Annotated in this window: 22 protein-coding genes; 18 read left to right on the forward strand and 4 right to left on the reverse strand. The window is 70.0% G+C overall.

The window, feature by feature from the left end; all coding sequences use genetic code 11:
* Positions 1-24 precede the first annotated feature (24 nt).
* The 4 genes from ACZOOI_RS26765 to ACZOOI_RS26780 all read left to right on the forward strand — a co-directional run bounded on the left by ACZOOI_RS26765 (position 25) and on the right by ACZOOI_RS26780 (position 4,292).
* The gene (locus ACZOOI_RS26765; RefSeq protein WP_465278240.1) at positions 25-873 is read left to right on the forward strand and encodes a putative RNA methyltransferase; all 849 of its coding nucleotides are present in this window, start codon (positions 25-27) and stop codon (positions 871-873) included.
* A gap of 129 nt (positions 874-1,002) precedes the next feature.
* Positions 1,003-1,707: an HAD family hydrolase gene (locus ACZOOI_RS26770; protein WP_465278241.1), complete on the forward strand. Its 705-nt coding sequence runs from the start codon at positions 1,003-1,005 to the stop codon at positions 1,705-1,707.
* A gap of 537 nt (positions 1,708-2,244) precedes the next feature.
* Positions 2,245-3,618, forward strand: coding sequence for a sensor histidine kinase (locus ACZOOI_RS26775; RefSeq protein WP_465278242.1), 1,374 nt, complete (start codon positions 2,245-2,247; stop codon positions 3,616-3,618).
* Positions 3,615-4,292 (forward strand): response regulator, encoded by a 678-nt coding sequence (locus tag ACZOOI_RS26780; protein WP_020552051.1) that lies wholly within the window; start codon positions 3,615-3,617, stop codon positions 4,290-4,292. Before ACZOOI_RS26775 ends, ACZOOI_RS26780 begins: the two co-directional genes overlap by 4 nt.
* Before the next feature lie 39 nt (positions 4,293-4,331).
* Here ACZOOI_RS26780 and ACZOOI_RS26785 read toward each other — a convergent pair whose 3' ends face one another.
* Positions 4,332-5,246 (reverse strand): RecB family exonuclease, encoded by a 915-nt coding sequence (locus ACZOOI_RS26785; protein ID WP_465278243.1) that lies wholly within the window; start codon positions 5,244-5,246, stop codon positions 4,332-4,334.
* A 137-nt stretch (positions 5,247-5,383) separates the two neighbouring features.
* Between ACZOOI_RS26785 and ACZOOI_RS26790 the strand changes: the two genes are divergently transcribed.
* The gene (locus tag ACZOOI_RS26790) at positions 5,384-6,820 is read left to right on the forward strand and encodes a cellulase family glycosylhydrolase (protein ID WP_465278244.1); all 1,437 of its coding nucleotides are present in this window, start codon (positions 5,384-5,386) and stop codon (positions 6,818-6,820) included.
* A gap of 206 nt (positions 6,821-7,026) precedes the next feature.
* Here the strand turns inward: ACZOOI_RS26790 and ACZOOI_RS26795 are convergent, their stop codons facing one another.
* Positions 7,027-8,202, reverse strand: coding sequence for a M50 family metallopeptidase (locus tag ACZOOI_RS26795; RefSeq protein WP_465278245.1), 1,176 nt, complete (start codon positions 8,200-8,202; stop codon positions 7,027-7,029).
* A gap of 95 nt (positions 8,203-8,297) precedes the next feature.
* On the opposite strand from ACZOOI_RS26795, the gene ACZOOI_RS26800 reads away from it, so the two are divergent.
* Together ACZOOI_RS26800 and ACZOOI_RS26805 are read left to right on the forward strand one after the other, a co-directional pair.
* On the forward strand, positions 8,298-9,206 hold the full coding sequence (locus ACZOOI_RS26800; RefSeq protein ID WP_355532594.1) for a tRNA (adenine-N1)-methyltransferase: 909 nt from the start codon (positions 8,298-8,300) through the stop codon (positions 9,204-9,206).
* 81 nt (positions 9,207-9,287) lie between these two features.
* Positions 9,288-10,052 (forward strand): hypothetical protein, encoded by a 765-nt coding sequence (locus ACZOOI_RS26805; RefSeq protein WP_465278246.1) that lies wholly within the window; start codon positions 9,288-9,290, stop codon positions 10,050-10,052.
* 33 nt (positions 10,053-10,085) lie between these two features.
* Here ACZOOI_RS26805 and ACZOOI_RS26810 read toward each other — a convergent pair whose 3' ends face one another.
* On the reverse strand, positions 10,086-10,373 hold the full coding sequence (locus ACZOOI_RS26810; protein WP_465278247.1) for a ferredoxin: 288 nt from the start codon (positions 10,371-10,373) through the stop codon (positions 10,086-10,088).
* A gap of 224 nt (positions 10,374-10,597) precedes the next feature.
* On the opposite strand from ACZOOI_RS26810, the gene arc reads away from it, so the two are divergent.
* From arc to prcA, 6 genes are all read left to right on the forward strand, one after another.
* On the forward strand, positions 10,598-12,367 hold the full coding sequence (gene arc, locus ACZOOI_RS26815) for a proteasome ATPase (protein ID WP_391581968.1): 1,770 nt from the start codon (positions 10,598-10,600) through the stop codon (positions 12,365-12,367).
* A 220-nt stretch (positions 12,368-12,587) separates the two neighbouring features.
* On the forward strand, positions 12,588-14,093 hold the full coding sequence (gene dop, locus ACZOOI_RS26820) for a depupylase/deamidase Dop (protein ID WP_391581969.1): 1,506 nt from the start codon (positions 12,588-12,590) through the stop codon (positions 14,091-14,093).
* 175 nt (positions 14,094-14,268) lie between these two features.
* Positions 14,269-14,478 carry a ubiquitin-like protein Pup gene (locus ACZOOI_RS26825; protein ID WP_391581970.1) on the forward strand — a complete coding sequence of 70 codons (210 nt, stop codon included), beginning with the start codon at positions 14,269-14,271 and terminating at the stop codon, positions 14,476-14,478.
* A gap of 6 nt (positions 14,479-14,484) precedes the next feature.
* Complete coding sequence (locus ACZOOI_RS26830) at positions 14,485-15,090, forward strand: endonuclease VII domain-containing protein (RefSeq protein ID WP_465278248.1); 606 nt, start codon at positions 14,485-14,487, stop codon at positions 15,088-15,090.
* Positions 15,042-15,887, forward strand: a complete 846-nt coding sequence (gene prcB / locus ACZOOI_RS26835; RefSeq protein ID WP_465278249.1) for a proteasome subunit beta — start codon at positions 15,042-15,044, stop codon at positions 15,885-15,887. Before ACZOOI_RS26830 ends, prcB begins: the two co-directional genes overlap by 49 nt.
* A gap of 64 nt (positions 15,888-15,951) precedes the next feature.
* Complete coding sequence (gene prcA / locus ACZOOI_RS26840; protein WP_391581973.1) at positions 15,952-16,740, forward strand: proteasome subunit alpha; 789 nt, start codon at positions 15,952-15,954, stop codon at positions 16,738-16,740.
* A gap of 74 nt (positions 16,741-16,814) precedes the next feature.
* Here the strand turns inward: prcA and ACZOOI_RS26845 are convergent, their stop codons facing one another.
* Entirely contained in the window at positions 16,815-17,837 is a 1,023-nt protein-coding gene (locus ACZOOI_RS26845) for a LacI family DNA-binding transcriptional regulator (RefSeq protein WP_465278250.1), read from the reverse strand.
* 155 nt (positions 17,838-17,992) lie between these two features.
* Here ACZOOI_RS26845 and ACZOOI_RS26850 point away from each other — a divergent pair, with 155 nt between their 5' ends.
* From ACZOOI_RS26850 to ACZOOI_RS26870, 5 genes are all read left to right on the forward strand, one after another.
* Positions 17,993-19,222 (forward strand): MFS transporter, encoded by a 1,230-nt coding sequence (locus tag ACZOOI_RS26850; RefSeq protein WP_465278251.1) that lies wholly within the window; start codon positions 17,993-17,995, stop codon positions 19,220-19,222.
* A 9-nt stretch (positions 19,223-19,231) separates the two neighbouring features.
* The gene (gene pafA / locus ACZOOI_RS26855) at positions 19,232-20,593 is read left to right on the forward strand and encodes a Pup--protein ligase (protein WP_360306344.1); all 1,362 of its coding nucleotides are present in this window, start codon (positions 19,232-19,234) and stop codon (positions 20,591-20,593) included.
* A 230-nt stretch (positions 20,594-20,823) separates the two neighbouring features.
* Complete coding sequence (locus tag ACZOOI_RS26860) at positions 20,824-21,660, forward strand: ABC transporter ATP-binding protein (protein ID WP_465278252.1); 837 nt, start codon at positions 20,824-20,826, stop codon at positions 21,658-21,660.
* 179 nt (positions 21,661-21,839) lie between these two features.
* Complete coding sequence (locus ACZOOI_RS26865; protein WP_465278253.1) at positions 21,840-22,652, forward strand: FKBP-type peptidyl-prolyl cis-trans isomerase; 813 nt, start codon at positions 21,840-21,842, stop codon at positions 22,650-22,652.
* Positions 22,653-22,734: 82 nt separating this feature from the next.
* Complete coding sequence (locus ACZOOI_RS26870) at positions 22,735-23,112, forward strand: FKBP-type peptidyl-prolyl cis-trans isomerase (protein ID WP_391581978.1); 378 nt, start codon at positions 22,735-22,737, stop codon at positions 23,110-23,112.
* Positions 23,113-23,163 lie beyond the last annotated feature (51 nt).

The raw sequence follows: 23,163 nt of genomic DNA on the forward strand, positions 1-23,163 counted from the left end.
GCACCGGCGGCACGAACGAGGCACATGCTCGGCGACGTCGTGGAAACCCTCGCCTGCCCGCACTGCGGCGCCGACCTGGCGGGAGACCCGGCCGGCCTGCGCTGCGCAGCCGGACACACCTTCGACATTGCCCGACAGGGCTACGTCAACCTGCTCACCGGGACGGGCTCGGTGGGCACCGCCGACACCGCCGCCATGGTCGCCGCCCGCGTCGACTTCCTCGGCGCGGGCCACTACGACCCGATCGCCGACGCACTCACCGCCGCCTGCGCCGACGCCGTCCCCGGAACCCTCGTCGACGTCGGCGCCGGCACCGGACACCACCTCGCGCGCGTGCTCGACGCACTGCCGGGCCGATACGGACTGGCCCTGGACATCTCCAAATACGCGCTGCGCCGGGCCGCCCGCGCCCACCCGCGGATGGGCGCCGCCGTATGCGACGCGTGGCGCCCCCTGCCGGTGCGCACCGGCGCCGCGGCCCGGGTGCTCAACGTGTTCGCCCCGCGCAACCCGCCCGAACTGCACCGGATCCTCGCCCCCGAAGGCACCCTCGTGGTCGCCGCACCCACCACGGGCCACCTGGCCGAGCTGGTGCCCGCACTCGACCTGCTCCAGGTCGACCCCGACAAGCAGACACGCATCGACGCCAAGCTCGCGCCGTGGTTCACCGTGCGCGCGCGGCAGAGCGTCACCTTCACCATGGCCCTCGACCACACCGCGATCGCCGGCGTGGTGGCCATGGGCCCCAGCGCCTGGCACACCGACCCCGACCGGCTGCGCTCCGCCATCGCGGACCTGGCCGACCCACTCGCCGTGACCGCTTCGGTCACCGTTTCCGCATACGACCCCGTTCGGCGGTTGCCCAATCCCTGACGGCGCCGCACAATCGAGGACCCGCCGGAGCCAACCGGCGGATCCGACCCCATGGAGAACCCGCGTGAGGAGATTCACCCACCCCATCCACACCACGATGTCCCGTACCGGGGGAGAGGCGGCCACACGATGACGGCAGCGCTCACGACCACGACCGGATCACGCCCGGGCCACGGCCTCGCGGCGGTCCTGTTCGACATGGACGGCACCCTGGTCGACACGGAACGCAACTGGTTCGCCACCGAGACCGCCGTGATGGCCGACCTCGGCTTCACCCTCACCGCGCAGCACGCCGAACACCTGCTCGGCAGCCCGATGGAGCCCGCCGTCGCCTACCTGCTCTCGGTCTCCGGCCTCGACGTCGCCCCCGCCGAACTCGAACGCCGGATCAACGCCGGCATGGTCGCCGCGCTGCGCGACGGCGTGGACCTGCGCCCCGGCGCCAAGCGGCTGCTCGCCGAAGTCGACGAGGCAGGCGTGCCCTGCGCACTGGTCACCGCCTCCCAGCGGGTGATCGTGGACGCGGTGCTGCCCTCGATCGGCGCCCACCACTTCCGCTTCACCCTGGCCGGCGACGAGATCGCCCGCACCAAGCCGCACCCCGACCCGTACCTGACCGCGGCCCGCCGGCTCGGCGCGCACCCGTGGGCCTGCGTGGTCGTCGAGGACTCGCCCACCGGTATCGCCTCCGGCGAGGCGGCCGGCTGCGCCGTACTCGCGGTGCCCAGCATGACGCCGATCCCGGCCGCGCCGACGCGCACCGTCGTGGAATCCCTCGAAGAGGTCGACCTGGACTTCCTGGGCGACCTGGTCCGGGCCCGCGTGGCACGCTGAGCCCGCGCCCCCGGGGCCACCCGCCGCCGGCCGACCGGCACAAACGGGTGGGAGCGGACGGGCCCGAAGGCCCGCCCGCTCCCACATCCCCGTGTTTCCCCCGTACTGCGTTTTCCCCGTGTACCGCGTTACTGCGTTTCCCCGTGCCGGAGCCCCCGTGCTCCGACCCGTACTGCATCCCCGTCGGTCCTGCTCGACCTCCCGGCGGCGGTTTCCCCCGTCCCCGTGACCGCCGAGAGGTCGGCCGTGCTCCGCCCGAACCCCGAAGGGCTCGGACCCCCGTACTACCCCCGTAGTACATCCCCGAGGTTCCCGTTTCCGGGTTCCCCGTGTGTTGTCCAGTGTTGGCGATCGGGAAGACCAGGGCTTCAGGGAAGTCCCTCGTGTTCTCCGCACCCCCTCGCCCGTCCCGCCAGACCGTTGAGTACGGACCGCGGCTCCGCCCGGAGGAGGAGATCGGCCCACCGCTCCTCCCAGGGGACGAGACCGGGCCCCCAGGGGGTCAAAACCCCCGACCGGGGGCCCTACCGTAAGGGTGTGCGCGCAGTGACCCCCGACCCGGACACCCCCGCCGGGACCCCAGCCCCACCCGCAGCCGGCGAATGCCTGCCCGGGCTCGCCCGAGCACGCGCCTGCCTTGCCGACATCGTCCGGGAACTCGGCCGCGACGCACGCCAACCGTGGCCGCGCCCCACCGTGCTCGACGTGGCCCTGGTGCTGCTCCTGGCGGTCTTCGCCGTGGGCGGCCTGTACTTCCACGAACTGGGCATGCGCAACGTCCGCGAACCGGACGTGTGGGGCGTCCTGCTCGCGCTGCTCACCGCCTTCCCGCTGCTGTGGCGTGGGGCCCACTCGCTGCGCGTGCTGATCTGGGTCAGCGTCGCCGGGCTGATCCTGGCCGGCTCGCACTACGAATCCGCCGGCGCCGGGCTCGGCCAGATCGTCGCGCTGTACGCGGTCGCGGTCGGCCGCTCCCGCGTGCCCGCCGCGGCGGCACTCGCCTTCACCGAGAGCGCCACCGTCGTGTGGCTGCTGATGCGCAACAGCGACATCGTCTTCCTCGACCTGGTCGCCAACCTGGCCGCGATGTTCGCGGTGTGGGCATTCGCCCGCAGCGTCGGCTTCCGCCGCGCCTACACCGCCGAGCTGGAGGCCCGCGCCGACCGCCTGGAACGCACCCGCGAGGCGGACACCCGGGCCGCGATCGCCGAGGAACGCGGCCGCATCGCCCGCGAGCTGCACGACGTCGTCGCGCACCACGTCTCGGTGATGACCGTGCAGGCCTCCGCCGCGCAGCGCATGGTCGCGCGCAATCCGGACCGGGCCAAGGAGGCGATGGCCGCGGTCGAACAGACCGGCCGGGGCGCCCTGGTCGAGATGCGCCGCCTGGTCGGCATCCTGCGCGACACCACCGACGCGGTGGGCGGCCCCAACGAAGGCCACAACGCGCCCCAGCCGGGCCTGGACCAGCTCGACACGCTGGTCACCCAGGTCCGCGAAGCCGGGCTCCCGGTCGAGCTGTCCCTGGAGGGCGCCCCCTGCGCGCTCCCGCCGGGCATCGACCTGGCGGCCTACCGGATCGTCCAGGAAGCGCTCACGAACACGCTCAAGCACGCCGGCCCCGCGGAGGCCCGGGTACTGCTGCGCTACAGCCGCAGCGAACTGCTGGTGCGCGTCGCCGACGACGGCCGGGGCGGCAGCACCGTGGCCACCGGCGACCGCACCGGACACGGCCTGCTCGGCATGCGTGAGAGGGTCTCCCTCTACGGTGGACGCCTGTACGCGGGGCCACGGGCCCAGGACGGCTTCGAGGTCCTCGCGCGCATCCCCCTGTCCACCACGAACACCCCCGACACCGCCGCCCCGCCGGACGGTGCCGCCCCCGACCGACTGGAGCAGACCCGCCCATGACGATCCGCGTCATCCTGGTCGACGATCAGCCACTGCTGCGCACCGGCTTCCGGATGATCCTGGAGGCCGAGCCCGACATCGCCGTCGTCGGCGAGGCCGCCGACGGCGAACAGGCCGTCGAACAGGTCCGCGCCCTACAGCCCGACGTCGTGCTGATGGACATCCGCATGCCCCGCATGGACGGCGTCGAGGCCACCCGGCGGATCGCCGGCTCCGGCCGGGACGGGGAGAACACCGCACGCGTGCTCGTGCTCACCACGTTCGACCTGGACGAGTACGTGGTCGAGGCGCTGCGCGCGGGAGCGAGCGGCTTCCTGCTCAAGGACGTGCCCGCCGACGACCTGGTCACCGCGATCCGGGTGATCGCCGAGGGCGAGGCGCTGCTCGCGCCCAGCATCACCCGGCGGCTCCTGGACATGTACGCCGCGCGCCTGCCCTCCGCCGAGGACCCCACCCCCGACACGCTCGCGATGCTCACCGAACGCGAGGTGGAGGTGCTGCGGCTGGTCGCCCGCGGCATGTCCAACGCCGAGATCGCCGCCGAGCTCTACGTCAGCGAGACCACGGTCAAGACCCACGTCGGCCACGTCCTGACCAAACTGGGCCTGCGCGACCGGGTCCAGGCCGCCGTCTACGCCTACGAGAGCGGCCTGGTCCGCCCCGGCGCGATCTGACCACCGCCGGCCTTCCGGCGGGGGAGCGGCGCAGGGGACCTACGCCGGCACCACCGGCAGCGGATACACCGGGGGTGTGCCACCGAACTCGGGGCACACCTCCCGGTGATCGCACCACCCGCACAGCTTGGACTTCCGGGGCAGCCACTCACCGGTCCGGGTGGCCAGGTCGATCGCCTGCCACAGCGCTCGCAGCTTGCGCTCCACCGCCAACAACTCGCCCTCGTCCGGGTCGTAGGTGATCACGTCGCCGCTGCCCAGATAGACCAGCTGCAACCGGCGCGGCACCCGCCCGTGTTGCCGCCACAACACCAGCGCGTAGAACTTCATCTGGAACAGCGGCTTGTCCTGGAACATCGGCGACGGCGCCTTGCCCGTCTTGTAGTCCACCACCCGCAGATCGCCCGCCGGCGCCACGTCGAGCCGGTCCACGATCCCGCGCAGCACCAGGCCGTCGTCCAGCGTCGTCTCCACATAGAGCTCCCGGCGGGCCGGCTCCAGCCGGTTGGGATCCTCCAGCGTGAAATAGCGCTCGACCAGCTTGTCCGCGTCCTGCAACCACGCGCCCAGGCTCGCGGCGTCCGCGCCGAACAACTCGGCCAGCTCCGGCCGCTCGGCCAACAACTCGTCCCATGCCGGCCGCACCATCGCCAACGCGCGCTCCGGGGTGCGCTCGCCGCTGGGCAGGTCGAACAGGCGCTCCAGCACCGTGTGCACCACCGTGCCGCGGGTGGCCGCCGCACTCGGCTTCTCCGGCAGCTTGTCGATCACCCGCAGCCGATACAGCAGCGGACACTGCATGAAGTCCGCGGCCCGGGACGGCGACAACGACACCGGCGGCCGCGGCGCCCGCTCGCCGGCCGGAGCGGGCACCACGACGGTCGTGGTCTCGACCGCGGGCCCGACGACGGAGGATTCCTCGGCGGAGGTGGTTTCGGAGGGGCTGACGCTCATGCCGAACACCCTAAGCGCGTGGGGCGACACCCTGTGCGCCCGAGGGGCCGCGCACCCTGTCAATCGCTGCTACCGCTCAGTAGAGTCCCGGCACCGCGAGTCCCAGGCACCCCCTTCCGCACCTCGACGGAGGCCCCATGCGCGTCCTCACCCGCCCCCGCACGCACGCCGCCGCGATCGCCGCCGGCCTGCTCCTGGCGAGCCTGCCCGCGCCCGCGTACGGGCACGGCGACCGGCACGGCCGCACGCCGGACAAGGTCACCGTCGGCGACCGCACCTTCATCGCCGACGAGCACGGCCGGGCGACCCAGTGGCGCGGGTTCAACATCGGCGACAAGGACCACCGCGGCGCGGACGCGTTCAAGAACGTCACCGAGACCCAGTTCCGCGAACTGTCCGAGCGCGGCTTCAACCTGGCCCGGGTGCTGTTCTTCTGGGACGACCTGGAGCCGCGCCCGGGCCGGTACAGCCGCGACTACCTGGCCCGGATCGAGCGGATCCTGGGCTGGGCGGACAAGTACCGGATCAAGGTCGTCCTGGACGCCCACCAGGACATCTACGGGCCGTACTTCAACGACCACCGGGGCAACCCGGAATGGACCACCCGCGACGAGGGCCTGCCGTACGAGCCGGTCCCCGGCGACTGGTTCGCCGAGTACTACACGCCCGGCGTGCAGGCCGCGTTCGACCACCTGTACGCGGACCGCGACCTCCAGCGCGCGCAGGCCGCGATGTGGATCAAGGTCGCCGCGACCTTCGGCCGACACCCCGCCGTGCTCGGCTACGACCTGATGAACGAACCGATGGGCCGCTTCCGTGACGGCGAGGACATCCCCACCGCCGCCGCCCGGCTCGAATCGACACAGATCACCGACATGTGGAACCGGCTCACCGACGCCATCCGCCTGGTCGACCGACGCAACTGGATCCTCGTCGAACCCACCCCCGTGGTCGGCCTCGGCCTGCCCACCGCGCTCGGCCCGATCACCGACGACAAGGTCGCCTACGCCCCGCACTTCTACGAGAGCGCGATGGAGACCGGCGCCGACTACGACCCCGACGGCGGCTTCATCGAGAACTACGAGGCCGCGATCAGCGCCTACCCGAAGGCGAACAAACTCCCGGTGATCGTGGGGGAGTGGGGCCCGCCCGACCAGTCGCTGCCCAACATCCCGCTGTTCTACAAGCGGATGACCGCGGCCATGGACCGATTCGGCAGCGGCTGGGCCGGCTGGCAATGGTGCAACGGCGGCGGCTACTGCACCCTGGACGCCGCCGGCCGCATGAAGCCCAACAACAAACTTTTGGTACAGCCCTACGCGCGCGCCGTGGCCGGCGACCCGGAGAGCTACCGCTACGACCCGGACACCCGCACCTACACGCTGACCTTCACCACCCGCCGAGGCGCCGACGGCCCCACCGAGATCGTCCTCCCCAAGGACGTCTACGCCAAGCCCCCGACCATCCACGTCGCCGGCCCCGGCCACACCCGCACCGACACCCGCAACAACACGGCGCGCATCACCACCACGAAAGAGGGCCGCTACACCCTCACCATCACCCCAACCCCCTGACCCCCAGCCCCGAGCCGCCTACCAAACCAAGCCCGGCCGGCAAACCATCCAGCCCCACCAAGCCAACGACCCAGCCCGGCCGGGCAACCCCTCAGCCCGGCCGGCGCTTGAGGCCCAAGAGGCCCCGGCACCACTCACCGCAACAGCGAAGACCTACCGCGCAAACACTCCAGCCCGGCCGGCGAATGAGGCCGAAAGCCCCGCCCTCAACCCCGCATCATGGCCAAAAACGCATGCTCGACATCCGTCCGGGAAAGCACCCCGTACACCCCACCGTCCGGCTCCACCACCAGGTACTCACTCGCCGGCGCCGCCCGCATCGCCACCAGCAGGTCCTCCCCGGCCAGATCCGCGCCCACCTTCATCCCCGGCACCAGATCCCGCGCCAACGGCCCCACCGCCACCCACGGCCGGCGATGCTCCGGCGTCGCCAACACCGCGGACTCGCGCACCAGGGCCACCGGATCCCCACCGCGGTCCACCACCACCAACCCGCGTGCGCCCTCCTCGTGCGCCCGCCGCAGCGCCTCCGACAACGGCACATCCGCCGCCACCGGAATCGCCCGCCGGGTCAACAACCGCACCCGCAACTCCGGCAACCGCTCCCGAAGCCGCTCCGCGCGCAGCGACTGCACCGCGCCCGCCCACATGAATCCGGCCACCAGGGCGCCGAAGATCAGTGTGTACGTGCGCGCCCCCGCGTCCGCACCCAGCGACCACACCACCGCCGCGATCAGCACCACCACGGCCAGCACCCGCCCGGCCCAGGACGCGGCGATCGTGCCGGCCAACGGCCGCCCGCTGACCCGCCACACCACCGCCCGCAACATCCGGCCACCGTCCAACGGCAACCCCGGCAGCAGATTGAACGCCGCCACCAGCAGATTGGACACCGCCAGCAACGCGATCATGCGCCCCGCCAACGTGTCCACGTCCAGGGCCAGGCCGATCACCCAGAAGCCGCCACCGAGCGCAAGCGACAGCGCCGGACCCGCCGCCGACACCAGGAACTCGTGCCGGGCCGTCTCCGGCTTGTCGATCTCGGACACCCCGCCCAGGAACTGGATGGTGATCCGCCGCACCGGCAGGCCCAGCCGCAGCGCCGTCACCGCGTGCGCCAACTCGTGCACCAGGACCGACACGTACAACAGCACCGCGAAGCCGAACGACAACACGAACCGCCACGGACCCAGATCCGGGAACAGGCTCTCGAACGTCGGCGCGAACAACACCGTGATCACCGCGGCGATCACGAACCACGTCGGCGCGACATAGACCGGCACTCCGAAGGGGCGACCCATGAGCAGGCCACGCCTCGGTTCCCGGCGCGGGGCCTCGCCCTGCCGCATCCTGCGTCCCTGCGGCCTGCTCGAATCAGTCACGTCCAAGATGCTATGCAACCGAGTCCGGGTTTGACCCCCACGGGGCCCGCACCCACGCGTCGGAGCGTCGCCCCCGACCGACTAGGCTGACCCCCATGTCCGAACCGACCGGTGCCGCGCGCAGGCGCGGACCCTTCCAGGTCGGGGACCAGGTTCAGCTGACCGATCCCAAGGGCCGCCACCACACCTTCACGCTCGAAGCGGGCAAGGCGTTCCACACCCACAAGGGCTCGTTTCAACACGACGCGCTGATCGGCGCTCCCGAAGGGACCGTCGTACGGTCCACCGGGAACACCGACTATCTGGCGCTGCGACCTCTGCTCCCCGACTTCGTCCTGTCCATGCCCCGCGGTGCCGCGGTGATCTACCCGAAGGACGCCGGCCAGATCCTCGCGATGGCCGACATCTTCGCCGGCGCCCGCGTCGTCGAGGCCGGCGTCGGCTCCGGCGCGCTGAGCACCTTCCTGCTCCGCGCCATCGGCGACACCGGGCAGCTCGCCTCCTACGAACGTCGACAGGACTTCGCGGACATCGCCCGCAAGAACGTCGAGCGCTACTTCGGCGCCCCCCACCCCGCGTGGAAGCTCACCGTCGGCGACCTCCAGGACAACCTCGTGGAGACCGGCGTCGACCGGGTCATCCTCGACATGCTCGCGCCCTGGGAATGCCTGGACGCGGTCTACAAGGCACTCGCCCCCGGCGGCCTGGTGTGCTGCTACGTGGCCACCACCACGCAGCTCTCGCGCACCGTGGAGACCATGCGCGTGATGAACTGCTTCACCGAGCCGCAGCCGTTCGAGTCGATGGTCCGCTCCTGGCACGTCGAAGGCCTCGCGGTCCGCCCCGACCACCGGATGATCGGCCACACCGGCTTCCTGGTCACCGCCCGGCGCCTCGCCGACGGCGTCGAGCCGCCGCTGCGCCGGCGCCGCCCGTCCAAGGGCTCCTACGGCGACGACTACGCCGGCCCCGGCGCGGAAGCCGGAGCCCCGCTCGAATCCTGACCCATCGTCAGGCAATGGTTGAGACAAGGCGGGTCGGGGACCCTATACCAGGACCCGGCCCGCCGCATAGGGTCGTCCACCGTGGCGGACGATCACTTCGAGACCCGGCCCGCGCGCGGCGACAGTACCCGCGGGCTCGTGACCACCGACGCACCACCCGACACCTCCGTGCCCAGGCACGTCGAGGTCCCCGACGTGCGCAACGGCATCGCCTTCGCCGCCGCGGCCGTCGTGTTCGTCTTCATCGTGGGCACCGGCCTGGTGATCTGGACCGCGGCCTCGCTGGACGGCGGCATACCCGGCGTCACCGCACCGGCCAGGCACCGCCCCAACCAACAGGATCCACCGGCCGCGCCGCGCACGATCCAACCGGGCGAGCACACCGAGAACACGTCGAACCAGGGTCGATCGGCGGGGCCCGCCCCCGAAGCCGCGCAGACCGTGCCGCTCGCCGGCAGCCGCAGCCGAACCGCCGCCGGCCCCACCGAGGCGGAGCTTGCGAACGTCGCGTTCCCGCTCGACTGCCCGGGCGTGGGCACTCGGATCCAGACCGTGCTGACCGACCCCACCGGTCCCACCGTGGTCCGGGTCGAGTGCGCGGCCGGCTCCGGCAGCCCGCCCGCGGCGCTGCTGGCCTACGGCGACGCGGACACCGGCCCACCGCGACTGGTGGCCACCCTGCTCGACACCGACGAGGGCCTCCTGGTGAGCGATGTCACCCGCAGCGGCGACACGATCACCGCCCGCACCCGGGGCTGGTCCGTCCCCGACGGGCCTCGCTGCTGCCCCGATCTGGACGGAACGCTTCGTTGGCGACTGACCCCGCTCGGTGCCGAGCGGATCTGACGCGTCGCCAGACACCGGTGTACGAAGCGGAATTCAGGCGACGTCCGGGCCAAACACCTCGACGCCGTCGGAAATCCGGCGCATGTGGATGCACTCGCCCGGGCACTTGCGTGTGGCGTCGATCACTTCCACGAGTAGCGGCCCGGGCACCGGAACCACCGCTCCCGGTTCGGTGCGCAGCTCGTCGTCGGCACCCTTGACGTACGCCAGCCCGTCGATGTCCAGCTCGAAAACCTCTCGCGCGTATTGGACGCAGATACCGTCCCCGGTGCAGAGATCCTGATCGATCCAGACCTCGAGGGGTTCGTTTTCTGCGGACATGGGGCCTCACTCTTCACCGATTCGTATCGACACGCGCTCGACAGACCCTACTCGCGCCTGCTTCCCGAGGTGATGAGGTGGGTATCTGATCCTCACAAGCGTGGGGGCAATCGCACGGGTGAAGATCGGACACGCCCGGACAGTCTTGCTGATCAAGGGGTTTCAACCCCTCCTGCCGTAGGTAGGGTCGGAGACGTCGCAGCTCCCAGGAGGAGGTGAGGGCCGTGGCAGTCCACGACGACGACATGAACCGTGGTGGTGGGAGGCCGGCTCGGGGTACGGACGACCTCGTAAGCCAGGTTTCTTTTCTAGAGCAGGAAGTCGCCGTCCTGCGTCGCAAGCTCGCCGACTCACCGCGCCAGAGCCGTTTGCTCGAGGAGCGGGTCGTCGATCTCCAGACGTCCTTGGCCGGCATGACCACACAGAACGAGCGATTGGTCGCGACCTTGAGGGAGGCCCGCGACCAGATCGTGGCCCTCAAGGAGGAAGTGGACCGACTCGCCCAACCCCCCTCGGGGTTCGGCGTGTTCCTACAGGCCAACGAGGACGGCACGGCGGACATCTTCACCGGCGGGCGCAAGCTCCGGGTGAACGTCAGCCCCAACATCGAACTCGACGAACTCCGGCGTGGCCAAGAGGTCATGCTCAACGAGGCCATGAACGTGGTCGACGCGATGGAGTTCGAGCGCGTCGGCGACGTGGTGATGCTCAAGGAGCTGCTGGAGGACGGCGAACGAGCGCTGGTCATCGGGCACACCGACGAGGAGCGCGTGGTGCGCCTCGCCGAACCGCTCCTGGATTCCCCGCTGCGTGCGGGGGACTCGCTGCTGCTCGACTCGCGATCGGGCTACGTCTACGAGCGGGTTCCCAAGAGCGAGGTCGAGGAGCTGGTCCTCGAAGAGGTCCCGGACATCGACTACACCAAGATCGGCGGTCTGCGGAACCAGATCGAGATGATCCGGGACGCGGTCGAGCTGCCCTACCTGCACCCCGACCTGTTCAAGGAGCACGAGCTCCGCCCGCCCAAGGGCATCCTGCTCTACGGCCCCCCCGGCTGCGGCAAGACGTTGATCGCCAAGGCGGTCGCCAACTCGCTCGCGAAGAAGGTCGCCGAGGCCCAGGGCAACGAACAGGGCAAGAGCTACTTCCTCAACATCAAGGGCCCCGAGCTGCTCAACAAGTACGTCGGCGAGACCGAGCGGCACATCCGCCTGGTCTTCCAGCGGGCCCGGGAGAAGGCCAGCGAGGGCACGCCCGTCATCGTCTTCTTCGACGAGATGGACTCGCTCTTCCGCACCCGAGGATCGGGCGTCAGCTCGGACGTGGAGAACACCATCGTCCCCCAGCTGTTGTCCGAGATCGACGGCGTGGAGGGCCTGGAGAACGTCATCGTGATCGGCGCCTCCAACCGCGAGGACATGATCGACCCGGCCATCCTGCGACCGGGTCGGCTCGACGTGAAGATCAAGATCGAGCGTCCGGACGCCGAGGCGGCCAAGGACATCTTCGCCAAGTACCTCAAGGTCTCGCTGCCCCTGCACGACGACGACCTGGTGGAACACGGCGGCAACCGGGCCGCCACCGTCACCGGCATGATCCAGGTCGCCGTGGAGCGGATGTACTCCGAGAACGACGAGAACCGCTTCCTGGAGGTCACCTACGCCAACGGTGACAAGGAGACCCTGTACTTCAAGGACTTCAACTCCGGCGCGATGATCGAGAACATCGTGGGCCGCGCGAAGAAGATGGCGATCAAGGACTTCCTGGAACACCGCCAGAAGGGCATCCGGGTGGCCCACCTGCTCGCCGCGTGCGTCGACGAGTTCAAGGAGAACGAGGACCTGCCCAACACCACCAACCCCGACGACTGGGCGCGGATCTCGGGCAAGAAGGGCGAGCGGATCGTCTACATCCGCACTCTGGTCTCGGGCAAGCAGGGCGACGAGGCCGGGCGCTCCATCGACACCGTGGCCAATACCGGTCAGTACCTCTGATCCCGATCGAGTACCGATTGACCACCGATGCCGCGGCCCGTGTTCAGGTCGAACACGGGCCGCGGCGCCGTGCCGGGACGACATTTCCGCACAGGGCAATAGTTCCGGCCGTATCCCCAAGGCAATCCGACGGCAATAGGCTCGGCAGCATGACCAGGGTGTACCCGGATCACGGTGAGTGTGGATCGGGTACCGGCCGGGTGAGGGACGAGGGGGTCGCATGACCGTCCGGCGTGTGATGGGCATTGAAACCGAGTACGGGATCTCCGTACCCGGACATCCGAACGCCAACGCGATGTTGACGTCTTCCCAGATCGTGAACGCGTACGCCGCAGCGATGCAGCGTGCCCGCCGGGCCCGCTGGGACTTCGAGGAAGAGAATCCGCTGCGCGACGCGCGCGGGTTCGACCTCGCGCGCGAGCTGGCCGACTCCAGCCAGCTGACCGACGAGGACGTCGGTCTCGCCAACGTGATCCTGACCAACGGTGCTCGGCTCTACGTCGACCACGCCCACCCGGAGTACAGCGCGCCCGAAACCACCAATCCCCGCGACGCGGTGATCTGGGACAAGGCCGGCGAACGGATCATGGCCGAGGCTGCACGGCGGGCCGGCGAGCTGCCCGGCGGGCAGCAGATCCTGCTGTACAAGAACAACACCGACAACAAGGGCGCGTCCTACGGCACGCACGAGAACTACCTCATGCAGCGCGCCACGCCGTTCGCCGACATCGTGCGACACCTGACCCCGTTCTTCGTCTCCCGGCAGGTGATCTGCGGCGCGGGCCGGGTGGGCATCGGCCAGGACGGCTCCGCGCACGGCTTCCAGATCAGCCAGCGGGCGGACTACTTCGAGGTCGAGGTGGGCCTGGAGACCACGCTCAAGCGGCCGATCATCAACACCCGCGACGAGCCGCACGCCGACGCCGAGAAGTATCGGCGCCTGCACGTGATCATCGGCGACGCCAACCTCTCCGAGGTGTCCACCTACCTCAAGCTCGGTACCACCGCGCTCGTCCTGTCGATGATCGAGGATCGTTTCCTCGGCAACGACCTGACCGTGGACCAGCCCGTGCGCACGCTGCACGAGGTCTCCCACGACCCCACTCTCAAGCAGCTGATCACGCTGCGCAGCGGTCGCAAACTGACCGCGATCCAGCTCCAGCTGGAATACCTGGAGTTGGCCCGCAAGTACGTCGAGAACCGGTTCGGCAAGGACGTCGACGAGGACACCACCGACGTGCTCGACCGCTGGGAATCGGTGCTCGCCCGGCTGGAGACCGATCCGATGTCGCTCGCGCGCGAGCTGGACTGGGTGGCCAAGCTCCAGCTCCTGGAGGGCTACCGCCAGCGCGACGCGCTGGACTGGGACGCGCCCAGGCTGCACCTGGTCGACCTCCAGTACGCCGACGTACGGCCGGACAAGGGCCTGTACAACAAGCTGGAGGACCGCTTCGAGCGGATCGCCGGCGAGGCCGAGGTGCAGCGCGCCGTGCACCTGCCGCCGGAGGACACCCGGGCCTACTTCCGCGGTCGATGTCTGGAGCAGTACGCCGACGAGGTCGCGGCCGCGTCGTGGGACTCGGTGATCTTCGACGTCGCGGGTCACGACTCGCTCCAGCGGGTACCCACCCTGGAACCGCTGCGCGGGACGAAGGCTCACGTGAAGGACCTGCTCGACCGCTGCCGCACGGCCGAGGATCTGGTCCGCGCCCTCACGGGTGGGTGACCTCGTTCGTTCGCGGGAACAAAGCGAATGAACGGATAAATCCCGTTCCGGAACACCTGGCATCCGACACTCGTTGGCACTTACACCCCCGATCCTTCGGGATCGGGGGTGTGGATGCTCCGAGGAATGGATAGGCACCGGTTCAAGGAAATGATCACAAGGTGGGGTGAGTGACATGGCCACTAAGGACAGCGGCGGTCAACAGCGCGCGACTAAGCGCTCGGAAGAGGTCGAGGAGACCACTGCCGAGACTCAGTCCGACGTGCAGGAACGCCACGAGAAGTTGACGGATGACGTCGACTCGGTATTGGACGAAATCGACGAGGTGCTCGAGGAGAACGCTGAGGAATTCGTTAGGGGATTTGTCCAGAAGGGTGGGGAATAGCACTAAATGTCCGATTTGGAATCGGGCAAGAATTGCCCCGACTGTAAGGAGTGGAAGCCTGCTCAGGACTTCGGATCCAACGCGACGAGTCCTGACGGGCTTTCATTCTATTGCCTTGCGTGCAATCGAAAGCGTGCGGCGATTTCCTATCGAGCCCGCAGGGAGCGCGCGGGTTTCAAGGTGCGTCCCAAGATCGATGTGCCGGACGGCCACAAGCGTTGTCCGAAGTGTGAACAGATTAAACCGCATTCCGAGTGGCATAAAAGTTCGCGACAATGGGACGGGCTCGCGGCGCGCTGTAAATCCTGTCGTAAAGTCGACGGCCGAGCCGGATACTTCATGCGCAAATACGGCCTCACCGAGGCCGACCTGCAGCGCATGCTCACCGACCAAATGGGCGTATGTCCGATCTGTGTGGCCACCAGGCCCGAACACGTCGATCATGATCACGAAACCGGTAAGGTCCGAGCCGTACTCTGCTTCAACTGCAATGCCGCACTGGGCATGTTCAAGGATCGACCCGACGCGTTGCGCCGGGCCGCAACCTATGTGGAAGGGATCGTGTGGAAGCCAACACTCGTGGCACCGGGCGTCTACCGGCTGCCTTCCTGACCCCCGGGTCGTCCTCGTTCGCCGAATTTCTCGACGCCTACCGGCCCGAACTGTTGCCCGCGCGTAGGACGCCTCCGGTGCAGCCCGTGACGATCGAGGCGCCGCACGGCACGACGATCGTGACCGCGACGTTCGACGGTGGCGTGGTGATGGCCGGCGACCGGCGGGCCACGATGGGGAACCTGATCGCACAGCGGGACATCGAGAAGGTGTTCCCCGCCGACGAGTACTCGGTCGTGGGCATCGCCGGCACCGCCGGCCTCGCGGTCGAGATGGTTCGGCTGTTCCAGGTCGAGCTGGAGCACTACGAGAAGATCGAGGGCACCACGCTGTCCCTCGAGGGCAAGGCCAACCGGCTGTCGCAGATGATCCGCGGCAACCTCGGGATGGCCATGCAGGGTCTCGCGGTGGTGCCGCTGTTCGCCGGCTTCGACCTGGAGGGCGGAATCGGGCGGATCTTCAGCTACGACATCACCGGTGGCCGATCCGAGGAGCACGGCTTCCACTCGGTGGGCTCGGGCTCGCTGTTCGCCCGGGGCGCGCTGAAGAAGCTGTACCGTCCCGGCCTGGACGCCGACGGCATCGTGACGGTGTGCATCCAGGCGCTCTACGACGCGGCCGACGACGACTCGGCCACCGGCGGGCCGGACCTGACTCGGCGGATCTTCCCGGTGGTGACCCTGGTGACCGAGGACGGCATCCGCCGGCTCTCCTCGGAGGAGGTCGGCCGAATCGTCCGCACCGTGGTCGACGCCCGGATGGACAACCCCAACGGCCCGACCTCACCGCTGACGTGACCCCGATGTCGAGGACCCGACCAGCCGACCCTTCGAGACCGGCTCCGACGAAAAGGACTCCACGGTGACGACGCCCTTCTATGTGTCGCCGCAGCAGGCCATGGCGGACCGGGCCGACTATGCCCGCAAGGGCATCGCCCGCGGCCGCAGTGTGGTCGTGCTGACCTACGCGGACGGCATCCTGTTCGTGGCGGAGAACTACTCTCGCGCCCTGCACAAGATCAGCGAGATCTACGACCGCATCGCGTTCGCCGCGGTCGGCAAGTACAACGAGTTCGAGAACCTGCGGATCGGCGGCGTGCGCTACGCCGACATCCGCGGCTACTCGTACGCGCGCAACGACGTCACCGCCCGCGGGTTGGCGAACGTGTACGCGCAGACGCTGGGCACCATCTTCTCCAGCGGCGGCGAGAAGCCGTACGAGGTGGAGCTGATCGTCGCCGAGGTCGGCAGCGCCCCGGAGGACGACCAGATCTATCGGCTCACCTACGACGGCTCGGTGGCCGACGAGCACAATTACGTCGCCATGGGCGGCAACGTCGAGCAGATCACCGAGCAGCTCAAGCGCCACCACCGCGAGGGGCTCACCCTCGAAGCCGCGCTCAAGGTCGCGGTCGACGCGCTCTCGCGCGACGGCGTCGGCGAGAAGCGCTCGATCACGGCCTCGCAGTTGGAGGTCGCCACGCTGGACCGGACCCGGCCCCAGCAGCGCAAGTTCAAGCGCCTGGTGGGCGGTCAGCTGACCCGCCTGCTCGGCGAGGCGGAGCCGGCCGGCGAGGGGGCCGTCGAGGTCGTCGAGGAGGGGGCGGCCGAGACCGCGCCCGAGGCCACGCCGGAGACCGGCGAGGAGTAGTCACCCACACGTCACAGGGCCCGCGTACCGCGTCGGTACGCGGGCCCTGACGCGTGTCGGGCCTCGGCGGCGGGTCAGCCGGACGCCGGGGGTGCTGTGGAGCCGCGGACCAGCAATTCGCCGGGCAGCACCACGTCCGGGCCCGCGTCGCCGGTGTCCAGCAGGTCGAGCAGCGCGGTCATGCCGCGTGCGCCCAGTTCGACGGCGGGCAGGCGCACGGTGGTCAGCTCCGGCTCGACCACGCGTGCGTAGCGCAGGTCGCCGAAGCCGGTGACGGACACGTCCCGGGGCACCCGGCGACCGAGCGCGCGGGCCGCCTTGTAGGCGCCGGCCGCCTGGAGGTCGTCGTCGCACACCAGCACGGTGGGTCGGGCGGGCGAGGCGAGCAGTGTCAGGGCGGCCGTGCGCCCGCCGTCCAGGGTCAGTGGCGCGGTGGCCTCGGCGACCACCTCGGCGGGCCCGAGCGCGGCGCGGAAGGCGGCGTCCCGGGCCCGGAAGGTCCAGGTCTGCACGGCGGAGCGCAGTCGGGCGACCCGGCGGTGGCCCAGGCCGACCAGGTACTCGGCGAGGGTGCGCATGCCCTCGGCGACGTCGTCGTTCACAGTCGGCACGCCGCGCCCGGGTTCGCTGTCCAGCATCACCAGTGGCAGGTCCTCGGTGCCGGGTCCGGCCGAGCGCAGTACGTCCAGCGGCTCGGCGGCCATCGAGGAGGCCAGCACGCCGTCGATGGCGGCCGAGGAGAACGGGTTCGGGGCCAGGTCGACGCCGTCGCGGGTGGGGTAGACCACCACGCCGAAGTCGCGCTCGGCCGCGACCTGCGCGGCCCCGGTGTGCACCGCGCCGAAGAACGGCGAGGTGAGCACGGGCACGACGAGCATCACGGTGTGTGTGCGGCCCAGGCGCAGCGAACGAGCCGAGCTGTTGGGCCGGTAGCCGAGCGCCGCGACCGCGTCGCGGACCGCCTCGACGGTGGCGGGGGAGACCCGGCCGCGCCATTTCTCGGCGAGCACCAGGGACACGGTGGACTGCGACACGCCGGCGTGTTTGGCGACGTCCTTGCTGGTCGGGCGACCGGCGGGGGGCTGGGGCGACGGCAAGGGGACCTCGGGCGGTGTCGGCGGACGGTGCGGGCCAAGCGTAGAACCCGCTTGCCATCGTGTCGGCTCGGCGGCACAGTGGTGTTCGGGAGTCATACGTATGACTTCGGGTGCTGAGAGTGTGCCGGCCGCGGCACGGGAGGGCGGTACCGCGGATGCGGACCTATCTGGACCTGCTTCGGGTGCCGTACGCGGCGCGGTTGCTCGGCGGCACGCTGTTCGGCCGATTGCCCAACGGCATGGGCGCGTTGGCGGTGCTGTTGCTGGTGCGCGCGGACGGCGGCGGCTACGGGCTCGCGGGCGCGCTGTCCGCGGTCTACGGCCTGGCCAGTGCGGCCGGGCAGCCGGTGCTGGGTCGGTGGATGGATCGTCGTGGGCAGACCGGCGTGTTGCTGGGCTCGGCGACGGTCTCGGCGCTGGCCTACGCGGTCTTCGCGCTGGTGGGTGCGTATCCACTGCCGCTTGCGGTGGCCTCGGTGCTGGTCGCGGGCTTCACCACGCCGCCCCTGGAGGCGGGGCTGCGGGCGTTGTGGCCCTCGGTGCTCACGCCCGAGCGGGTGCAGGCGGCGTACGCCCTGGACGCCGCCGCGCAGGAGATCCTGTTCACCGTGGGGCCGCTGATCGTGGTGGTCGTGGTGCAGGTGGCCTCGGCGCAGCTGGCCGTGCTGCTGACCGGGCTGATCGGGGTTGCGGGCACCGTGATCGTGGCCACCGCGCGGCCCTCCCGGGTCTGGCGCGGCGAGCAGCACACCCCGCACTGGGCGGGCGCGCTGCGCTCGGCGGGCCTGCGCGTGGTCCTGGTCGCATTCACCCTGGCGGGCATCGCGCTGGGTGTGCTCAGCGTCGCGGCCGTGGCCTACGCGGATCACGAGGACTCCGGCGCGCTGTCCGGGGTGTTCCTGGCGGCGATGTCCTTCGGCGCGCTGCTGGGTGGTCTGGTGCACGGGGTGCGGGCCTGGCGGACCCCGCCGGCTCGGCGGTTGTTGTGGTTCATGTGGTGGCTGACGGTGTGTTACCTGCCCCTGATGGCGGTGCCCGGGCCATGGGTGATGGTGCCGCTTGCGGTGCTGTCCGGGGTGTTCCTGGCGCCGGCGATCGCCTGTGTGTTCACCCTGATCGACGAGTTGGCGCCGCGCGGCACGGTGACCGAGGCGTTCGCGTGGCTGGTGGCGGCGATCGGGGCCGGTTCGGCACTGGGCATGGGGCTGGCCGGCTGGGCCGGTGAAGTGGCCGGCGCGCGGGGCGCGTTCGCGGTCGCGAGCGTCGGCGCGGGGCTCGGTTTGCTGGTATTGCTGGCCGGTCGGGGCCGGCTGATTTCAAACGTGATCCATTTGGTGGAAACCACCGACGCGGAGTTGTCCCGGAACGGCACGTCGTCGGCGTAATGTTGCCGCATGGACCGCCGCATCTTCGGGCTGGAGAACGAGTACGGCGTCACCTGTACGTTCCGGGGGCAGCGCAGGCTCTCCCCGGACGAGGTGGCGCGCTACCTCTTCCGCCGAGTCGTTTCGTGGGGCCGAAGCAGCAATGTCTTCCTACGCAATGGGGCCCGGCTGTATCTGGACGTGGGCAGCCACCCCGAATACGCGACGCCCGAGTGCGACTCGGTGCCGGAACTTGTCGTGCACGACAAGGCCGGTGAGCGCATTCTCGAGGGCCTCCTCGTCGACGCCGAACGGCGGCTGCACGAAGAGGGCATCGCGGGTGACGTGTATCTCTTCAAGAACAACACCGATTCCGCCGGCAACTCCTACGGTTGCCACGAGAACTATCTGGTGGCGCGGCACGGGGAATTCTCCCGGCTCGCCGATGTGCTCATCCCGTTCCTGGTGACCCGTCAGATGTTGTGCGGCGCGGGCAAGGTGCTGCAGACGCCGCGTGGTGCGGTGTACTGCGTCAGCCAGCGTGCCGAGCACATTTGGGAAGGCGTCAGTTCGGCCACGACCCGTTCCCGTCCGATAATCAACACGCGCGACGAACCGCATGCCGACGCCGAGCGCTATCGGCGGCTGCATGTGATCGTCGGCGACTCCAACATGGCCGAGCCCACCACGCTGCTCAAGGTCGGTTCCACCGACCTGGTGTTGCGGATGATCGAGGCCGGGATCGTCATGCGGGACCTGACCCTGGAGAACCCGATCCGGGCGATCCGCGAGGTCAGTCACGACATGACCGGCTCGCGCAAGGTCCGGCTCGCCAACGGCCGCGAGGCCAGCGCGCTGGACATCCAGCGGGAATACCTGACCAAGGCCCAGGAGTTCGCGGACCGCCGGGGCATCCGCACCGGCACCGTGGAGAAGGTGCTCGACCTGTGGGAGCGCACGCTCGACGCGATCGACTCCGGCAACCTGGACCTGGTCGGGCGTGAGATCGACTGGGTGATCAAGTACCAGCTGATCGAGCGGTATCGGGCCAAGCACAACCTGCCCATGTCCTCGCCCAGGGTCGCCCAGATCGACCTCGCCTACCACGACATCCACCGGCGCCGCGGTCTCTACTACCTGATGGAGAGACGCGGGCAGATCGAGCGGATCGGCAACGATCTGAAGATCTTCGAGGCGAAATCGCTGCCGCCGCAGACCACTCGCGCGCGACTGCGCGGCGAGTTCATCAAGAAGGCCCAGGAGCAGCGGCGCGACTTCACCGTCGACTGGGTGCACCTCAAGCTCAACGACCAGGCGCAGCGCACCGTGCTGTGCAAGGACCCCTTCCGATCCGTGGACGACCGGGTGGAGAAGCTGATCGCCAGCATGTGAGGCGTTCGGCAGGTGAGCCGCCCCGGCGGGTGGGTCACCCGGCGGGTGAGTCGCCGGCACACCGGCGCCCGCAGGCCACCACCCGCAGGCCGCCATCCCGCAAGTGAGCACAGCACCGACGGTGATCGTCGGTCGGCGTTCTCGACCCGCGCCGGCCGGCATGTGAGACGAAGTGCTCGCCCGCCCCCTCCCGATGCCGGGAGCGGGCGGGCGAGTGGCATGCTGGCTCGATGGTCGATACACCTACATGGGACATCGCTCCACCCGTCTTCGAGCTCGACGCGGTGGATGTGTGGGCGCACGGGCCCGGCGGGCGCACGGACATGCTCGTCGGCGTGGACTGGACGGTCCGCGAGGGCGAGCGCTGGGCGCTGCTGGGACACAACGGCGCGGGCAAGAGCACGATCCTGGCGCTCGCCGGCGCGCTGCGCTTTCCCGGCAACGGCTCGGTGACGGTGCTGGGCAAGCAGCTGGGCCGGGTGGACGTGCGGGAGGTGCGGGCCCGGGTGGGCGCGGTCAACGCGGCGCTGCGCATCCCGGAATACCTGACGGTGACCGACTACGTGCTCACCGGGGCGAGCGGCACGGTGCAGCCGCTGTACGGCAAGTACGGGCCGGCCGAGCGGGGCCGGGCCGCCGAGCTGATCGCGCTGCTGGGCCTGGAGCGGCTGGCGGAGCGCGAGATCGCGGTGTGCTCGCAGGGCGAGCGCGGTCGGGCCCGGATCGCCCGCGCGCTGATGCCCGACCCGCGACTGCTGCTGCTGGACGAGCCGGCCAACGCGCTGGACCTGCCCAGCCGCGAGGAGCTCCTGGAGGCGATCGACTCGCTCACGCGGGAGTACCCGCGGCTGACCCTGGTGATCGTCACCCACCACCTGGAGGAACTGCCCAGCGCGGTGACCCATGCGCTGTTGCTGCGCCGCGGCGCGACCGTGGCGGCCGGGCCGGCCCGCGAGGTGATGACGGACGCCAACCTGAGCGAGTGCTTCGGCATCCCGCTGTCGGTGCGCAGCGAGGACGGGCGGTGGGCCGCGCGGCTCAAGCGAACCGGCCGCGAGGTTGCCTGAACGCGGTTGTCGTCTTCACGTCGTCCTGACATCCGGGTCCCATAGAGTGTCCCGGTCCTTGTCCATCTCAGCAGAGGAACATCGTGCGCCGTCTCGCTGCGCTCCTTCTGGTCCCCGCACTGGCCTTCACCGCGGTCGCGTGTGGCGATGACGACGGAGGAAAAACCGTTAAACCGGTCGTGACCGGAGCGTTCGGCCAGAAGCCGGACATCAAGATCCCCAAGGGGAAGTCGGGCGACAAGACGACGTCGACGATCCTCATCGAGGGCACCGGCGACGTGATCAAGAAGGACGACTACGTCGTCGCGGACACCGTCGGCAAGAACTGGGACGGCACGGACGCGGGCAACTCGTACGACACCAAGACCCCCGAGGTCTTCCAGGCCGGCAGCCAGGAACTCCTGAAGGAGATCGGGCAGGGGATAATCGGCAAGAAGGTCGGCACCCGGATGCTCGTGGTCGTACCGGCCAAGGTCACCCAGGAGAAGCAGGCCGTCGTGCTGATGCTGGACCTGAAGGCGACCAAGACGATCGACGCGAAGGCGGAGGCCAAGGGCACCGCGGTGACCCCGCCGGCCGGCCTGCCCGTCGCCAAGGTCGAGTCCGGCAAGGCCGCGGAGATCACCATCCCGCCGGGCACCGCCGCGCCGACCAAGCTGACCGTGCAGCCGCTGATCGAGGGCACCGGCCCGGTGGTCCAGAAGGGCCAGACGCTGGTCGCCCAGTACACCGGCGCCCTGTTCGACAAGGGCACCAAGTTCGACTCGTCGTGGGACCACGGCGGCGCGACCGCGTTCAAGATCGGTGTCGGCCAGGTCGTGCCCGGGTGGGACGAGGGTCTGGTGGGGCAGAAGGTCGGCAGCCGCGTGCTGCTGGTGCTGCCCGCCGACAAGGGTTACGGCGCCGAGGGCAAGCCGCCGACCATCCCGGCCAACTCGACGCTCGTGTTCGTCGTCGACATCGTCGACGCGCTCGGCGGCACGGCCGCCTGACGGCCCGTCGGATGACCGGATCGGGCGACCGGCCCGGTACGTTGGAACGGCATTCAGCACTCGAACGGATACGGATACAGCTGTGAGCGAGCTTACGAAGCCCGAGATCGACTTCCCCGAGGGTGGCGTGCCCGCCGACCTGGAGATCACCGAGATCTGGGAGGGCGAAGGCCCGGTCGCCCAGGCGGGTCAGAACGTCAGCGTGCACTACGTCGGTGTCGCGTTCTCCTCCGGCGAGGAGTTCGACGCGTCCTGGAACCGCAACGCCCCGCTCGACTTCCGGCTCGGTGTCGGCCAGGTCATCGAGGGCTGGGACAAGGGCGTGCAGGGCATGAAGGTCGGCGGCCGGCGCAAGCTGGTCATCCCGCCGCACCAGGCCTACGGCGACCGCGGCGCGCCCGGCGCGATCGCACCGGGTGAGACGCTGATCTTCGTGGTCGACCTGATGAAGGTCGGCTAGTCGGATTTCACTCGGCCCCGGTTCGCGCATCCCGCGCGGATCGGGGCCTTC

It is taken from the genome of Embleya sp. L77 (assembly GCF_055557415.1).

Bases quoted from the DNA above. Each gene is read 5' to 3' on its own strand.
- ACZOOI_RS26765 (WP_465278240.1), top strand. From the start codon at position 25: ATGCTCGGCGACGTCGTGGAAACCCTCGCCTGCCCGCACTGCGGCGCC.
- ACZOOI_RS26770 (WP_465278241.1), top strand. From the start codon at position 1,003: ATGACGGCAGCGCTCACGACCACGACCGGATCACGCCCGGGCCACGGC.
- ACZOOI_RS26780 (WP_020552051.1), top strand. From the start codon at position 3,615: ATGACGATCCGCGTCATCCTGGTCGACGATCAGCCACTGCTGCGCACC.
- ACZOOI_RS26785 (WP_465278243.1), bottom strand. From the start codon at position 5,246: ATGAGCGTCAGCCCCTCCGAAACCACCTCCGCCGAGGAATCCTCCGTC.
- ACZOOI_RS26790 (WP_465278244.1), top strand. From the start codon at position 5,384: ATGCGCGTCCTCACCCGCCCCCGCACGCACGCCGCCGCGATCGCCGCC.
- ACZOOI_RS26800 (WP_355532594.1), top strand. From the start codon at position 8,298: ATGTCCGAACCGACCGGTGCCGCGCGCAGGCGCGGACCCTTCCAGGTC.
- ACZOOI_RS26810 (WP_465278247.1), bottom strand. From the start codon at position 10,373: ATGTCCGCAGAAAACGAACCCCTCGAGGTCTGGATCGATCAGGATCTC.
- dop (WP_391581969.1), top strand. From the start codon at position 12,588: ATGACCGTCCGGCGTGTGATGGGCATTGAAACCGAGTACGGGATCTCC.
- ACZOOI_RS26825 (WP_391581970.1), top strand. From the start codon at position 14,269: ATGGCCACTAAGGACAGCGGCGGTCAACAGCGCGCGACTAAGCGCTCG.
- ACZOOI_RS26830 (WP_465278248.1), top strand. From the start codon at position 14,485: ATGTCCGATTTGGAATCGGGCAAGAATTGCCCCGACTGTAAGGAGTGG.
- ACZOOI_RS26850 (WP_465278251.1), top strand. From the start codon at position 17,993: ATGCGGACCTATCTGGACCTGCTTCGGGTGCCGTACGCGGCGCGGTTG.
- pafA (WP_360306344.1), top strand. From the start codon at position 19,232: ATGGACCGCCGCATCTTCGGGCTGGAGAACGAGTACGGCGTCACCTGT.
- ACZOOI_RS26860 (WP_465278252.1), top strand. From the start codon at position 20,824: ATGGTCGATACACCTACATGGGACATCGCTCCACCCGTCTTCGAGCTC.